The organism is Neorhizobium sp. P1_A6, from assembly GCF_056406795.1.
Genome location: NZ_JBFTZM010000010.1, coordinates 111,618 through 125,654, shown reverse-complemented (window position 1 = coordinate 125,654; position 14,037 = coordinate 111,618). Strand labels below are relative to the sequence as shown.

Annotated in this window: 16 protein-coding genes; 6 read left to right on the top strand and 10 right to left on the bottom strand. The window is 62.1% G+C overall.

Features of this window, described 5'->3' with window-relative positions; genetic code table 11:
- Positions 1–53 precede the first annotated feature (53 nt).
- From AC1D3C_RS20285 to AC1D3C_RS20260, 6 genes are all read right to left on the bottom strand, one after another.
- Entirely contained in the window at positions 54–266 is a 213-nt protein-coding gene (locus tag AC1D3C_RS20285; protein WP_151045704.1) for a hypothetical protein, read from the bottom strand.
- A gap of 293 nt (positions 267–559) precedes the next feature.
- Positions 560–754: a hypothetical protein gene (locus AC1D3C_RS20280; protein WP_038549933.1), complete on the bottom strand. Its 195-nt coding sequence runs from the start codon at positions 752–754 to the stop codon at positions 560–562.
- 84 nt (positions 755–838) lie between these two features.
- The gene (locus AC1D3C_RS20275; RefSeq protein ID WP_477484111.1) at positions 839–1,087 is read right to left on the bottom strand and encodes a hypothetical protein; all 249 of its coding nucleotides are present in this window, start codon (positions 1,085–1,087) and stop codon (positions 839–841) included.
- Between the two features lie 126 nt (positions 1,088–1,213).
- A complete protein-coding gene (locus tag AC1D3C_RS20270) occupies positions 1,214–1,417 on the bottom strand; it encodes a hypothetical protein (RefSeq protein WP_477484110.1) in 204 nt (67 codons plus the stop codon).
- A gap of 118 nt (positions 1,418–1,535) precedes the next feature.
- On the bottom strand, positions 1,536–1,718 hold the full coding sequence (locus AC1D3C_RS20265; RefSeq protein WP_038547982.1) for a hypothetical protein: 183 nt from the start codon (positions 1,716–1,718) through the stop codon (positions 1,536–1,538).
- 149 nt (positions 1,719–1,867) lie between these two features.
- A complete protein-coding gene (locus AC1D3C_RS20260) occupies positions 1,868–2,041 on the bottom strand; it encodes a hypothetical protein (protein ID WP_173426763.1) in 174 nt (57 codons plus the stop codon).
- 192 nt (positions 2,042–2,233) lie between these two features.
- Here AC1D3C_RS20260 and AC1D3C_RS20255 point away from each other — a divergent pair, with 192 nt between their 5' ends.
- The 3 genes from AC1D3C_RS20255 to dnaJ all read left to right on the top strand — a co-directional run bounded on the left by AC1D3C_RS20255 (position 2,234) and on the right by dnaJ (position 8,046).
- Complete coding sequence (locus AC1D3C_RS20255; RefSeq protein ID WP_477484109.1) at positions 2,234–4,717, top strand: transglycosylase domain-containing protein; 2,484 nt, start codon at positions 2,234–2,236, stop codon at positions 4,715–4,717.
- A gap of 196 nt (positions 4,718–4,913) precedes the next feature.
- A complete protein-coding gene (gene dnaK / locus AC1D3C_RS20250) occupies positions 4,914–6,815 on the top strand; it encodes a molecular chaperone DnaK (protein WP_477484108.1) in 1,902 nt (633 codons plus the stop codon).
- Positions 6,816–6,912: 97 nt separating this feature from the next.
- Positions 6,913–8,046 carry a molecular chaperone DnaJ gene (dnaJ, locus tag AC1D3C_RS20245; RefSeq protein WP_038547976.1) on the top strand — a complete coding sequence of 378 codons (1,134 nt, stop codon included), beginning with the start codon at positions 6,913–6,915 and terminating at the stop codon, positions 8,044–8,046.
- Between the two features lie 192 nt (positions 8,047–8,238).
- Here dnaJ and AC1D3C_RS20240 read toward each other — a convergent pair whose 3' ends face one another.
- A complete protein-coding gene (locus AC1D3C_RS20240) occupies positions 8,239–8,487 on the bottom strand; it encodes a putative antibiotic biosynthesis monooxygenase (protein ID WP_051900231.1) in 249 nt (82 codons plus the stop codon).
- 172 nt (positions 8,488–8,659) lie between these two features.
- Here AC1D3C_RS20240 and AC1D3C_RS20235 point away from each other — a divergent pair, with 172 nt between their 5' ends.
- Positions 8,660–9,262, top strand: coding sequence for a TetR/AcrR family transcriptional regulator (locus AC1D3C_RS20235; RefSeq protein WP_477484107.1), 603 nt, complete (start codon positions 8,660–8,662; stop codon positions 9,260–9,262).
- Positions 9,263–9,360: 98 nt separating this feature from the next.
- On the opposite strand, the gene AC1D3C_RS20230 is transcribed toward AC1D3C_RS20235, so the two are convergent.
- From AC1D3C_RS20230 to AC1D3C_RS20220, 3 genes are all read right to left on the bottom strand, one after another.
- Positions 9,361–9,567 (bottom strand): SlyX family protein, encoded by a 207-nt coding sequence (locus tag AC1D3C_RS20230; RefSeq protein WP_477484106.1) that lies wholly within the window; start codon positions 9,565–9,567, stop codon positions 9,361–9,363.
- Entirely contained in the window at positions 9,560–10,105 is a 546-nt protein-coding gene (locus tag AC1D3C_RS20225; protein WP_477484105.1) for a cupin domain-containing protein, read from the bottom strand. The genes AC1D3C_RS20230 and AC1D3C_RS20225 overlap by 8 nt, the downstream gene beginning before the upstream one ends.
- Positions 10,106–10,175: 70 nt before the next feature.
- Entirely contained in the window at positions 10,176–11,675 is a 1,500-nt protein-coding gene (locus AC1D3C_RS20220) for a globin-coupled sensor protein (RefSeq protein ID WP_477484104.1), read from the bottom strand.
- A gap of 391 nt (positions 11,676–12,066) precedes the next feature.
- Here AC1D3C_RS20220 and recF point away from each other — a divergent pair, with 391 nt between their 5' ends.
- Both recF and AC1D3C_RS20210 read left to right on the top strand, forming a co-directional pair.
- On the top strand, positions 12,067–13,191 hold the full coding sequence (recF, locus tag AC1D3C_RS20215; RefSeq protein ID WP_477484103.1) for a DNA replication/repair protein RecF: 1,125 nt from the start codon (positions 12,067–12,069) through the stop codon (positions 13,189–13,191).
- Between the two features lie 43 nt (positions 13,192–13,234).
- Positions 13,235–14,020 (top strand): molybdopterin-synthase adenylyltransferase MoeB, encoded by a 786-nt coding sequence (locus AC1D3C_RS20210; protein ID WP_247037488.1) that lies wholly within the window; start codon positions 13,235–13,237, stop codon positions 14,018–14,020.
- Positions 14,021–14,037: the final 17 nt, after the last annotated feature.

The window sequence follows — 14,037 nt, the reverse complement described above, 5'->3', positions numbered from 1 at the left end:
GAGAGACCGGTCAACTGTTGAAGGAGTGATAGGTTCCTCGTTTAGGCGAGGAGCTATCGGCTTTTCGCCAGCGCCTCGGCGAGCGCCGAGAGCTTTTGCTTGTCATCCGAGCCTTTTTGAAGCGAGTTCACGAGGATCAGTGCGAGCGCCTCCGCATCGGGGCTCGCCTTGTCGATCTGGTGTTCGGCACAAGCCTGGTCAAAGACCTGCTGCAGCAGGCTGAGCTGCTCGGGATTGACCGGATTTCGAACCATCTGTGTAGGCATATAACCCTCCCGATCATACGGTGCCCGACCGGCGGACCACTCCCCTCGCCCCATTCAGCAATGGCGGCCGGAGAAAATTACCAGCGGCCTTTTATTGCGACAGTCTTGCGCCGGCCTTGTCAGCGCCCGGGGAAAAAGGTCTGCAAGCCACAGGAGAGGGGATTTTGAGCCTTGGCTAATAAATTGACAATAACAATAATAGAGGGGTGTAATATAAGGGTGGACCCGTACGGGTTACTACCTATACGGGTCCGTCGCGAGCGTCCGCGGGCTGGGCAGAGGGTTTGGCCCGGTTATGCCATGCCGGCCGGATCGCCGGTCGGCAGGAGTGCGGGATCAAGCGTCGGATCCTGCGGGTTCTTGCTGTCGCCGGGATCCTGCGCCGGCGTCAATGGCGGCTTTTCCTGGGTGCGATCGGGAACTCCGCCCGCCGGCGTCGGCCCGCGCGGCTGAGGGCTCGGAGTCGGGATAGGGTCTCGATTGGGCATGATGGTCTCCTTTCTTGTCAGGAAACCAACGACTGAGGCCCGCCACTGTTCCAGGAGCGGATAGGATTCTGAGGAAAACCTCACTCACCTCTGGCGATACCAGCGCCGGTCGCGGGACGCGGACGACATGCCGAGCATGTAGCCGACCGCCAAGCCGAGCAGGCCGACGACGGCAATTGCCGAACCGGTAGCCGCCGGATGATCGACGGCATGAGCGCCGACCATACCCGCCTCGTCCTTGACTTGATGGACAGCAGATTTTGCACGAGCGCTGACGCCGGTCTCTTCGGCGACATCACCGGTAAAGCCGGCAGCGAGAGTTTTTTTGGCCATGGGAGTCTCCTTTTCGGAAACAACACACGAACGGAACGGGAGGTTCCGTTGCCAGACCTATCCGAGGGGAGGCGCTACCCACCGGAAACGAAACCCGCACCGGCGGGAACCGACGCGGGCACACGATTATTCGGTGGCTTTAGCCTGTCCTTCGGACTGCTTCAGCACGACGGCTTCTTCGCGCGGATCCATTTTCGGAGCCGCAATGCTTGCCGTGGTGACTTCCTTATCCACCTTGGTGGAAGCCGTGACGTTGTGGCCGGCGCATTCCGCAAGAGCTGCGGTCGACGACAGGCCGAGCACGGCGGCGATGACGAGAATTGTCTTCATGCCATTCTCCTTTCGCTGTGGTGGCGGGCGTAAAATAACCCGCAGAGTCATAAACCCGAAATCACGAATTCGCGTTTCGGGTCGTCTCAAACTGCCGGCTTTTCGCCGTCCGCCGCGATTACATCAGCTTCGAAAGGGTTTCGCGATTGACGAAAATATCAGTCTTTCCGGCTTCATAAGCGGGGTGGCTGAACTCCACCATTCCCCTTTCAGGCATTTCAAGCGCCTGCTTGACGGTGACCAGCCCGACCGGGACACGCTGGTCGCCATTCCGGACGACTGCCTCGACGACTTTCTGCATATCCTCCCCTCCTCCAAGGTGGAATCCGTCGTAACGCGGATCTTGCCTCCTTGTTCCATCAGGAATCGGATTTTTTTAAGGTTGGATGCGGTATTGGGGGGCTTTTGTAACATAGGCCAACGCCCGGCCATCCAGGGCGTTGCGGCTTTTCAATGAAGGTCCAGCGGCAGCTGGATGCCCTTGGGAATATTCGGACGTCGCTGGTTGGCGATCTGTATCTTCTGGAATGTCTCGCGCCGGCGTTGCGCTTCAGCCTCGCGCAGAGCCCTAGAGGCCGCGACTGCAGCCATTGCGCGTTCGATCACCTGTTCGGTTCTGCTCATCAGTACCTCCACATGTTCTCTGTTTGTTCTCATAAATAGCGATGGAAGTCAAGCGGTTCAAGATCACCCGGATAACACGCCCTTTACCCCTCCTTAAATCGCCGCATTTAAAGTCCAGCCAAGGCTTGGGCGATCAGACATCGAGTAACAGCCTGTTTTGACAGGCGTGTAACGGGGGTATGCCAGCTCACCATGGCAGCCAGAGGCAAATCAGACAAACGCGTTGAACCATCCTTCGAAGGTTCGCGGCCGAGCGGCGATTTACGTCTCGACGCGGACGAGCGGATCGTGGGCAACGGCCGGCCTGGCAGACGTCCATCGAAAGCCGAAAGCGAAGATCGCGACGAGCGTTCCGAGCGCCCGGAACGTGTCCGTTCCTCCCGCAACAGGAAGGTTCCACCGCGTCGCGAAGGCGGCGGGTTCTTCGCGCCGCTCAGGAGGCTCGTCTACTGGTGCTTCGTACTCGGCATCTGGGCCGGCATCGCCGTCGGCGGGCTGGTGCTCTATTACGGTGCCAGAATGCCGGCCGCCAGCACCTGGGCTATCCCGGATCGGCCGCCGAACATGAAGATCACCGCCGTCGACGGCTCGGTCGTCGCCAATCGCGGCTCGACCGGCGGCGAGGCCCTGGCGCTGGAGGAAATGTCGCCCTACCTGCCGCAGGCGGTGATCGCCATCGAGGACCGGCGCTTCTATTCGCATTTCGGCGTCGATCCGCTCGGCCTGGCCCGCGCCTTCGTCAACAACCTGACCGGCCAGCCGATCCAGGGTGGCTCAACGATTACCCAGCAGCTCGCCAAGAACCTGTTCCTGTCGCCGGACCGCACGTTCGAACGCAAGATCCAGGAGGTGCTCCTGTCCTTCTGGCTGGAGCACAAGTTCACCAAGGACCAGATCCTCGCCATGTACCTGAACCGGGTGTTCTTCGGTTCGAACGCCTATGGCGTGGAGGCCGCCTCGCGGCGGTATTTCAACAAGTCCGCCCGCGACGTGAACCTCGGCGAAGCGGCAACGCTTGCCGGCCTGCTCAAGGCTCCGTCCCGCCTGTCGCCGGCCCGGGACCCGAAGGCTGCGGAAACCCGCGCCCAGGTCGTGCTCGGCACGATGCGCGAAGAGGGCTATGTCACCGACAGCGACCTCAAGACCGCCATGTCGCAACCGCCAGCCAAAGCGAAGAGCTACTGGACCGGCGCCCAGCATTATGCCGCCGATATGGTCGTCGACGAGGTGAAGAGCCTGATCGGCGAGCCGAAGGTCGACGTGACCATCGAAACGACGCTCGACATGCGCCTCGAAGCCGCCGCCGAAAAATCGCTGAACGATGTTCTGAAGAAGGAAGGCGGCAAGCTCAACGCCTCGCAAGCGGCCCTCGTTTCGGTCGATGCGACCGGCGCGATCCGGGCGCTGGTCGGCGGCCGCGATTATGCGACAAGCCAGTTCAACCGCGCCGTCAAGGCGAAACGCCAGCCGGGTTCGGCTTTCAAACCCTTCGTCTATGCAGCGGCACTCGAAGCCGGCGCCCGGCCGGATTCGATGGTCAACGATACGCCGGTCAAGATCGGCAACTGGTCGCCGGAGAATTTCGACGAGAAATACCGCGGTCCAGTAACGCTCGCCTCGGCCTTCGCGCAGTCGCTCAATACGGTCGCCGCGCAGCTCGTCATGCAGGTCGGCCCCGACAAGGTGGTGAGCCTCGCCCACCGGCTCGGCATCGATTCCGACATCCAGGCAAATGCTTCGATCGCGCTCGGCACCTCGGAAGTCTCGCTGGTCGAGCTGACATCTGCCTACGCGTCCTTCATGAACGGCGGTTACAAGGCGACGCCGCATATCGTCAAGCGCATCACCGATCCGGACGGCAAGGTGCTTTACGAGGCCGATTATGCCAACCCGCCGCGCGTGCTCAGCGAGCCGGTGGCTGCGACGATGAACGGCATGATGAACCGCGTCATCAACGAGGGCACCGGCAAGGCCGCCAGGATCGACGGCTGGCAGGCAGCCGGCAAGTCGGGCACCACCCAGTCGTTCCGCGACGCACTGTTCGTCGGTTATACCAGCATCATGACGACCGGCATCTGGTTCGGCAACGACGACGGCGCCTTCATGAAGAAGGTGACCGGCGGCGGGCTGCCCGCAAAAGCCTGGAAGGAATATATGACGTCGGCGATGAAGGGTTATACGCCGACGCCGCTGTTCGGCACCGGCCGCGGCCTCGATCTGCCCCCTGCCGCAGTCCAGCCGGATTCGCCGTCGACGACGATCGGCGATATCATTTCCGGCATCCTGCCCGGCGGGCGCCGAACCCAAGACGAACTCCCCGCCGACTATCCGCCGGCGCCGCGCCCTCCCGCCCAGGATTCCGCCTCGATCGAACGGGAACCGGCCCGCGTGCGGCCGGTCTATGGCGACAATCAGGGGTATGACAACAGGGACAACAGACAGATCTACGACAATCGGCCGGTCTATGGCGACCGCGGTCGTCATAGCGACGTGATACCGCCTGGCGACGTTCCGGCCCGTGACTATCGCCAGTATCGCGGCCCTTATGATTCGCCCACTCCGGTGCCCCCGGGAGCGATCGGCGGCGGCCCCGTTCCGCCCGGCGACGTGGGCGTTGCGGGCTCCAGAGGGCAGCCCCGGCAGACCACGCTTTTCGACCTGATCATGGGGCAGTGAAGCGTATTCACAGTATTGCTCGGCAAACTGTTCTTTTTGCTAGGATCCGGGCGATTTCTCGCCTTGCAGTCCTAAAAACCCGTCCTTATATACGCCGCATGACCGCAGCCGATGCTGCGTACCATCCCAGTCGAGGAACTGTCAGTGGAATGCCTTTGAGGGGTTCCGATGGTTCGCTTAAAGGAGAGAGAAGAAAATGGCAAAAGTAATTGGCATCGACCTCGGTACCACCAACTCCTGCGTCGCCATCATGGACGGCAAAGATGCGAAGGTGATCGAGAACGCCGAAGGCGCGCGTACCACGCCCTCCATGGTCGCATTTTCCGATGACGGCGAACGCCTCGTCGGGCAGCCGGCCAAGCGCCAGGCAGTGACCAACCCCACCAATACCCTCTTCGCCGTGAAGCGCCTTATCGGCCGCCGCTACGAAGATCCGACGGTTGAAAAAGACAAGGGCCTCGTCCCCTTCGATATCGTCAAGGGCGACAATGGCGACGCCTGGGTCAAGGCCCAGGGCAAGAACTATTCCCCCGCACAGGTTTCCGCGATGATCCTTCAGAAGATGAAGGAAACCGCTGAATCCTACCTCGGTGAAAAGGTCGAAAAGGCCGTCATCACTGTACCGGCCTACTTCAACGACGCGCAGCGCCAGGCAACCAAGGATGCCGGCCGCATTGCAGGTCTCGAAGTGCTGCGCATCATCAACGAGCCGACGGCAGCCGCTCTCGCCTATGGCCTCGACAAGAAGGACGGCAAGACGATCGCCGTCTACGATCTTGGCGGCGGCACGTTCGACATCTCGGTCCTCGAAATCGGCGATGGCGTCTTCGAAGTGAAGTCGACCAACGGCGACACCTTCCTCGGCGGTGAAGACTTCGACATGCGTCTCGTCGAATATCTTGCCAACGAGTTCAAGAAGGACCAGGGCATCGACCTGAAGAACGACAAGCTCGCCCTGCAGCGCCTCAAGGAAGCTGCCGAAAAGGCCAAGATCGAACTCTCGTCGTCGCAGCAGACCGAAATCAACCTGCCGTTCATCACCGCCGACGCTTCCGGTCCGAAGCACCTGACGCTGAAGCTGACCCGTGCCAAGTTCGAAAGCCTGGTCGACGATCTGGTCCAGCGCACCATCGCGCCGTGCAAGGCAGCCCTCAAGGATGCCGGCGTCACCGCAGCCGAAATCGATGAAGTGGTTCTCGTCGGCGGCATGAGCCGCATGCCGAAGGTTCAGGAAGTCGTCAAGCAGCTGTTCGGCAAGGAGCCGCACAAGGGCGTCAACCCGGATGAAGTCGTCGCTCTCGGTGCCGCCATCCAGGCCGGCGTTCTGCAGGGCGACGTCAAGGACGTTCTGCTGCTCGACGTGACCCCGCTGTCGCTTGGCATCGAAACGCTCGGTGGCGTCTTCACCCGCCTGATCGACCGCAACACGACGATCCCGACCAAGAAGAGCCAGACCTTCTCGACCGCCGAAGACAACCAGCAGGCCGTGACTATCCGCGTATCGCAGGGCGAACGCGAAATGGCCCAGGACAACAAGCTGCTCGGCCAGTTCGACCTTGTCGGCCTGCCGCCGTCACCGCGCGGCATGCCGCAGATCGAAGTCACGTTCGACATCGACGCCAACGGCATCGTCCAGGTTTCGGCCAAAGACAAGGGCACCGGCAAGGAACAGCAGATCCGCATCCAGGCTTCCGGCGGTCTCTCCGACGCCGAGATCGAAAAGATGGTCAAGGACGCCGAGGCCAATGCCGAAGCCGACAAGAAGCGCCGTGCCGGCGTCGAAGCCAAGAACCAGGCCGAAAGCCTCGTCCATTCCAGCGAAAAGTCGCTGAAGGAATATGGCGACAAGGTTTCCGAAACCGACCGCAAGGCGATCGAGGATGCGATCGCTTCGCTGAAGGCTGCCGTCGAAGCTCCGGAACCGGATGCCGATGACATCCAGGCGAAGACGCAGGTCCTGATGGAAGTATCCATGAAGCTTGGTCAGGCCATCTATGAGGCCCAGCAAGCAGAAGGCGGTGAAGGCTCCGCGGGCGGCAAGGACGATATCGTCGATGCCGACTACGAGGAAGTCAAGGACGACAAGAAGTCCGCTTGATCCGCCGGTTGCCTGATGGCCAGACCTCGACCATAGTTGACTAGAGTATCCGGCTGCCTTCGTGCAGCCGGAATCCTTTCCGGAGCCGGTTACCTCCATGGCAAAAGCAGACTTTTACGAAACGCTGGGTGTCGGCAAGACCGCCGACGAGAAGGAGCTCAAAAGCGCCTTCCGCAAGCTCGCGATGAAATATCATCCCGACAAGAATCCGGGCGACGCAGAAGCCGAAAAGAAGTTCAAGGAACTCGGCGAGGCCTACGAGACCTTGAAGGATCCCCAGAAGCGTGCGGCCTACGACCGCTTCGGCCATGCCGCCTTCGAACACGGCGGAATGGGCGGCGGTGGCGGTGGCTTCTCGGGCGCGGGCGCCGGCGGCTTCTCCGATATCTTCGAAGACATTTTTGGCGAAATGATGGGCGGCGGACGCGCCCGCCGGTCCTCTGGCGGTCGTGAACGCGGCGCCGATCTTCGCTACAATATGGAAATCACGCTGGAAGAAGCGTTTGCCGGCAAGACGGCGCAGATCCGGGTTCCGACCTCGATCACCTGCGACGTCTGTTCCGGCTCCGGCGCCAAGCCCGGCACGCAGCCGAAGACCTGCGGTACCTGCCAGGGTTCCGGCCGCGTGCGCGCAAGCCAGGGCTTCTTCTCGGTCGAGCGTACCTGCCCGACCTGCCACGGCCGCGGCCAGACGATCACCGATCCCTGCTCCAAGTGCCACGGTCAGGGCCGCGTCACCGAAGAGCGGTCGCTGTCGGTCAACATCCCGGCCGGCATCGAAGACGGCACCCGCATCCGCCTGCAGGGCGAAGGCGAAGCCGGTACGCGCGGCGGGCCTGCGGGAGACCTCTACATCTTCCTGTCAGTGAAACCGCACCAGTTCTTCCAGCGCGACGGCGCCGACCTTTATTGCGCCGTGCCGATCTCGATGACGACGGCCGCCCTCGGCGGCACGTTCGACGTCGCCACTCTCGACGGAACCAAATCCCGCGTGACGGTGCCGGAAGGCACCCAGCCGGGCAAACAGTTCCGCCTAAAGGGCAAGGGCATGCCGGTGCTGCGATCCAGTCAGACGGGCGATCTCTACATCCAGATCCAGATCGAGACGCCGCAGAAGCTCACCAAGCGGCAGCGCGAACTGCTGCAGGAATTCGAGGAACTGTCCTCGAAGGAGAACAATCCGGAATCGACGGGCTTCTTCGCCCGGATGAAGGAGTTCTTCGAGAACTGAGTTTTTAGAACTCCCCTTTGAAGCCGCTCGCAACAGGCCGTTGCGGGCGGCTTTTTCGTTCAGCACCTAGAACGTGTCGCGGCCGCCGCTGCGTGGATCGTTCAGCAACAACCACATCCGAAACGGCTGGACCTTCGTCGACGTGGTTCCGAGGGTCTCCTATTTCGGACCAGCAACTGACGCCCTTCCAGCTTATTTTGTCGGCGAAGGCATGCGGGCCACGAACCAGCCGAAATATCTCTGGATTGCCGGCGAGACGACAAATACGATCGACAGCACCATGATCGGCGCGATCAGGATCGTTCGATGCCACACGGCCCAACCTTCGGTGAGTGGCGCGAGGATATAGAGAAGTACGGTGATCAACGGATAGATGGCGAGGATCATTACGAGGGCGAGACGCCCCTTCGAAGGGTTGACGCGAGCGGGTACGGTCTGCAATTGCGCCTCCATGGCTTGATTTCTGCTATCGGAACTGAGGGTTAAAGTTGCTGTGGTCACTATGAGCTCCATAGAAACGGTCCGTTTCCATGGAGCTCATATAACGAAACGATCCGTTTCGTTCAAGTAGGACTCTTGTGATGTCGAATAAAATTTTGCTTGGGGGGTCCGCATGACTGGGAAAARGGCTGCGGACGCCCGCCGCACCTCGATCGGCGCCCAGCGCAATCCCGCCAGCCAGGACGCCATTCTCCAGGCTGCGGAGGAAATCCTTGTCGAGGGCGGGCTCGGATCGTTTTCGATCGAGGCCGTCGCCCGGCGAGCCCATGCGGGCAAACCGACGATTTATCGGTGGTGGCCGACGCGTACGATCCTGCTTCTGGACGTCTACCATCGCCAGAAATTCGTCGATATCGCACCCGATACCGGGGCGATCGAGACGGATATCTTCCAACTCCTGAGCGACTTGCTCGAGTTCTGGAATACCGGCCATGGAGGCGCGGTTTTCCGCTCCGTCATCGCCGAGGCCCAGACCGACCCGGCGGCCAGCAAGGCACTCGCGGCCTACATGGCCGAGCGATACCAGCAGGGCGGCGAGATATTCCGCCGGGCAAAGGCCCGAAACGAAGTGGCCGATTGGGTCGTACCCGAGCTTGCCATGGAGATCATAACGAGTTTCGTGTGGAAACGGCTGCTCACCGACCGGCTGGAGATTGCACCTGAACAGCTGCGCCTGGTGGTTCGGCACCTCGTGCACGGCTTAAAGGCACAGTAGGTCTCCGGAACATCCGCCCGCCCGTGTCCAATCGGCCGAGGAAATATGTCGCGCTCAGGCGACGCAAGCCCCGCGCCGCCTGAGCGGCAACCGGGCGGTCAATAATGCGGCGGTCTGGTGATGGCCGGCGCGTCCAGCGAGGATTCCTCCAGCGAGAGGAACCGCTCGGTCAGCCGGTCGAGCTTGGCGCGCGTCTGTTCCATCACCTTCCACTGCTCGGCGAGCTGGTCGGACAATTCCTCGATCACCTTGGCCTGATGGGCGGCAAGCTCCTCGAGCTTGACCAGTCTTTCCTCGTCACTCACCTGTCGTGTCCTTTGCTGCTTTCTGACCGGCTTTCCAGACCCGCACCTTGTCCGGCATGCCGTCATGGTCCCCGAGCGGGCGCCGAGGGGCGTCGTCCCACCAATCCGAACGGATCGCCTTCAGTTCGAGATTCTTCGGATAGAACAGCCGGTTGTCGTCCTTGTTGGCCTCTCCGATCACCAAAAGGCGCACTTCCGCATCCGTGTTGTTGATGAAGGTATGAGCAATCCCCGTGCCGGCCGGGAAACCGACCGAGTCGCCCGGTTTCAGCGGATAGACCTCGCCATCCAGCCAGACCTCCGGATTGCCTTCGATCACGTAGATGAATTCTTCCTCGAGTTCCTCCGCATGCGGAAAGGAGGTGCGGCGGCCGGGTGGCAGGCGATGATGGTGAATGCCGAGCCGCGTGAGGCCGAACTGCCGGGCGAGCGCGGCGCCGAAGCCCATCAGCTCGTCATCACCGCGATAGTGTTTCTCCTGGGGCTTTTCTACCTCGCTCCAGTGGGTAATGCAGGAAGGGCGGTCCTGGTCGGTCATGTGCTGCTCCTCTGAAAGCGGAGCTACACTAGCCGACCGGAACCGCCCGGTCCATGTTTCAAGCCGAGGATCAGGCGCGCAGGCGCGGGCGCTCGGTGCGGGTTTCGCGGACAGCCCTTGTCTTGAAGCGGCCGAGCAGCGACGCCAGCCGGCTGCTGATACCGACCAGGCTCTGGGTCGAGGCATTGGTCTCTTCCATCAGCGCCGCGTTCTGCTGGGTGATCTGGTCCATGCTGCGGATCGCGGAATTGATCTCCTCGATGCCGGAAGCCTGTTCCTGAGCCGAGCGGGCGATCGACGAGATATGTTCGTCGATCGATTTCACGCGCCCGCCGATGCCGACCAGAGCCTGGCCGGTCTTGTTGACGAGCTCGACGCCACGATGGACGTCCGTCGAAGACTGGTCGATCAGTTCCTTGATTTCCTTGGCGGCAGCGGCAGAGCGCTGCGCCAGTTCGCGGACTTCCTGGGCGACGACGGCGAAACCCTTGCCTTGCTCCCCAGCGCGGGCCGCTTCCACGCCTGCATTCAGCGCCAGAAGATTGGTCTGGAAGGCAATCTCGTCGATGGCGCCGATGATCTGGGTCATCTTCTGCGAGGACTGCTCGATGTCGCCCATCGCGGCAATCGCCTCCTCGACCACCTTGCCGGACCGAACCGTCTCAGAAGCGGATTCGCGCACGATCTCCTGCACTTCGCGGGTCCGCTGCGCCGCCTGGCCAGAAATCGTGGTGATCTCTTCGAGTGCCGCCGCCGTCTGCTCGATCGCCGAAGCCTGCTGCTCGCTACGCCTGGCCATATTTTCGGAAGCCGCCGAAATGCCGCCGGCTTCGGCGCGCACCTGTTCGACCGAGCTGCTGATCCCGCGCATCGCCGCGTCAAGCTCGGAAATCGAGGAATTGTAGTTCTGCTGCAGCTTGGCGAAGCTCGGCGCCAGTTCCTGCCAGAGTTCGGATGTCAGGTCGCCGCCGGAAAGGCTTGTCAGTGCCGCTTCGAGCGCCGCAAGGGCTGCATCCTGCTCGACCTTGGCTTTTTCCTGTTTGGCTTCGACCTCTCTGCGCTCGTCACCCAGCACCTCGAGATAGACCGAGATGGCGTAATCCATGTCCAGCATGGCCGCTTTGACGACCGAGGAGAGATGTTCGGACAGCATCTTCGCCTTCTTCTCCTGGAAGAAGCCAGACAGCTCCCGGCTCACAACGGCGCGAATGACACCGTCGAGGATCAGCGCGTAGCCGCCGATATACCAGCGCGGTTCGAGACCAAGCCGGGCATGGGTGCGTCCGATCGTGGAAACCGCGTCCACATAATTGTCGTCGTATTTGCCGGATGCGATGGCATCCCAATGGGTGGCCTGGCGGCTCTTGGCCTGGGCGATATGGCTGTCGCTGGAGAAGAATTTCGCCGTCTGCGGATTGCCCTTGACCTTGCGGTAGAAGGCATCCAGCGCACCGCCGATCGCTTCCTTGATGGCCGGCCGGATCTCGGCCAGAGACCGGCGCTGCTCTTGGCCAAGGCCGATGAAGTCAAGGCGCTCGGCGAGATCGGCTTTGTGGTTCTGGTCTTTCATGGGAGGTCTCCGGAGTTAAAAGGATCCACGCGGCCATCCGGACATAAGATGCGTATGCGTGCTCAGGCATCTCTAGGAGCCAAGCTTTAACGGGCTGTTAGCCATACCCCCTAGTTTTTGGGTAATCATAAATTGGTGTTGCATTGGAGAGGTTTCGGTGTCGACGGCAAGGCGCGAAATTCTCGTCGGGACAACCTTTTAGCAGGGGTGGCACGGATCGGGATTCGCCTTTTCAATCAATGCGATCCTTCGATTATGAGCAACCGGAAGGGTTGCAAGGCTGAGCGGCGGCGCCCAGCACAAGGCCAGTTGCAAAGCCTCAGCGAAGCAAGCGCTTGCCATCCGGGCCTTGAGCCCTTAGCTCCTGTTTCACGAAACCTTAAGATTCCCGATGGCGCAGAAAACTTCCCTCTCCCGGCTGAAGCTCACCGATTTCCGCAATTATGCGGAAGCGGCGCTGTCGCTCGACGGGCGGCATGTGGTGCTGACCGGCGAGAACGGCGCGGGCAAGACCAATCTCCTGGAAGCCGTCTCCTTCCTGTCGCCCGGCCGCGGGCTGCGCCGCGCCGTGCTGTCCGACGTGACACGCGTCGGCGCTGCCGCCGGGTTCACCATCTTTGCGGATGTCGACGGCATGGACGGCGAGGTCTCGATCGGCACCGGTATCGAGCCGGGCGAAGGCGAAAGCGTTACCCGCAAGCTCAGGATTAACGGCACTCCGGCCAAATCGACCGAGGAGCTTACCGACCACCTCAGCGTCCTCTGGCTGACTCCGGCGATGGACGGCCTCTTCACCGGCGCCTCCTCAGACCGCCGCCGTTTCCTCGATCGCCTCGTCCTGTCGCTCGATCCCGCCCATGGCCGGCGGGCGAGCGATTTCGAGCGCGCCATGAGGAGCCGCAATAGGCTGCTGTCGGAAGGCCGCTTCGACCCTTCCTGGCTGTCGGCCATCGAGGCGCAGATGGCCGGCCTCGGCATCGCCATGGCCGCCGCCAGGCAGGAGATGCTCGGGCTTTTGAGGGCCCTATCCGGCAATTCCGGCGAGACGCCGTTCCCCACCCCCGTTCTGACACTCGAAGGCTTCATGGACGGTGCGATGGACCGCCCGGCAGCCGATCTCGAGGAAGACTATCTCGACATGCTGCGCAACGGCCGCGGCCGCGATGCCGCCGCCGGCCGCACGCTCGACGGGCCGCACCGTTCCGATCTGCTGGTGCGCCACCGCGAAAAGGACATGGAGGCCGCACGCTGTTCGACCGGCGAACAGAAGGCGCTGCTGATCGGCCTCGTGCTTGCCCACGCGCGGCTGACGGCCGACATGACCGGTTACGCGCCGATCCTGCTGCTCGACGAGATCGCCGCCCATCTCGACGAAGGCCGGCGGGCGGCTCTTTTCGATCTCGTCCATGGTCTCGGCGGCCAGTCGTTCATGACCGGCACCGATCGGGCAATGTTTTCCGCGCTGGCCGACCGGGCACAGTTCTTTACCGTCGCCCATGGCGGCATCAGCGTTTGAAATCCACCTTACGCGACTTGGCAGCCGGTGATATGATTGCGTGATGGAGAGCCTGACCCCGGAAAAATTGAGCCAAGACGAGATCGAGCGGTACCGCCGCCATATCCTGCTGCCGGAAATCGGCGGCACGGGGCAGCAGAGGATGAAGAATGCCCGCGTGCTGGTGATCGGCGCCGGCGGGCTCGGCGCGCCGATCCTCGAATATCTGGCGGCGGCCGGCATCGGTACGCTGGGGATCATCGACGACGACCTGGTTTCCCTTTCCAACCTGCAGCGGCAGGTCATCCACGATACCGGCACGATCGGCGAGCTGAAGACGAGGAGCGCCCGCGAGGCGATCGCCCGTCTCAATCCGCATGTCCGGGTCGTCGATTTCGAGGAGCGTTTTTCCGCCGAATGGGCAGCACGCAAGCTCGCCCTTTTCGACCTGCTGATCGACGGATCCGACAATTTTGATACCCGCTACGCGGCGGCCGATGCCGCGGAACTCACGCGGATACCGCTGGTGACAGGCGCGGTCGGCCGGTTCGACGGGTCGGTGACGGTGATGAAACCCTATGAGACGGGGCCGGACGGCGTTCTCAACCCCGGCTATCGCGATCTGTTTCCGGAAAAGCCGCCAGCGGGGCTGATCCCTTCCTGCGCCGAGACCGGCGTCGTGGGTGCACTGACGGGGGTCATCGGCACGCTGATGGCGATGGAGGCGATCAAGCTCGTCACCGGCATCGGCGAGCCGCTGGTGGGACGGCTGATGCTCTACGATTCGCTGTCTGCCCGTTTCGACACGATCAAATACAAGCGCCGCACGGCCAAGGCAGCCGCCGAGTGATCGAGCCGCCAGCGATT

Excerpts from the sequence above, each read along its gene's own strand:
- AC1D3C_RS20255 (WP_477484109.1), top strand. The coding sequence starts at position 2,234 with ATGGCAGCCAGAGGCAAATCAGACAAACGCGTTGAACCATCCTTCGAA.
- AC1D3C_RS20270 (WP_477484110.1), bottom strand. The coding sequence starts at position 1,417 with ATGAAGACAATTCTCGTCATCGCCGCCGTGCTCGGCCTGTCGTCGACC.
- AC1D3C_RS20285 (WP_151045704.1), bottom strand. The coding sequence starts at position 266 with ATGCCTACACAGATGGTTCGAAATCCGGTCAATCCCGAGCAGCTCAGC.
- dnaJ (WP_038547976.1), top strand. The coding sequence starts at position 6,913 with ATGGCAAAAGCAGACTTTTACGAAACGCTGGGTGTCGGCAAGACCGCC.
- dnaK (WP_477484108.1), top strand. The coding sequence starts at position 4,914 with ATGGCAAAAGTAATTGGCATCGACCTCGGTACCACCAACTCCTGCGTC.
- AC1D3C_RS20280 (WP_038549933.1), bottom strand. The coding sequence starts at position 754 with ATGCCCAATCGAGACCCTATCCCGACTCCGAGCCCTCAGCCGCGCGGG.
- AC1D3C_RS20210 (WP_247037488.1), top strand. The coding sequence starts at position 13,235 with ATGGAGAGCCTGACCCCGGAAAAATTGAGCCAAGACGAGATCGAGCGG.
- recF (WP_477484103.1), top strand. The coding sequence starts at position 12,067 with ATGGCGCAGAAAACTTCCCTCTCCCGGCTGAAGCTCACCGATTTCCGC.
- AC1D3C_RS20225 (WP_477484105.1), bottom strand. The coding sequence starts at position 10,105 with ATGACCGACCAGGACCGCCCTTCCTGCATTACCCACTGGAGCGAGGTA.
- AC1D3C_RS20265 (WP_038547982.1), bottom strand. The coding sequence starts at position 1,718 with ATGCAGAAAGTCGTCGAGGCAGTCGTCCGGAATGGCGACCAGCGTGTC.
- AC1D3C_RS20275 (WP_477484111.1), bottom strand. The coding sequence starts at position 1,087 with ATGGCCAAAAAAACTCTCGCTGCCGGCTTTACCGGTGATGTCGCCGAA.
- AC1D3C_RS20220 (WP_477484104.1), bottom strand. The coding sequence starts at position 11,675 with ATGAAAGACCAGAACCACAAAGCCGATCTCGCCGAGCGCCTTGACTTC.
- AC1D3C_RS20260 (WP_173426763.1), bottom strand. The coding sequence starts at position 2,041 with ATGAGCAGAACCGAACAGGTGATCGAACGCGCAATGGCTGCAGTCGCG.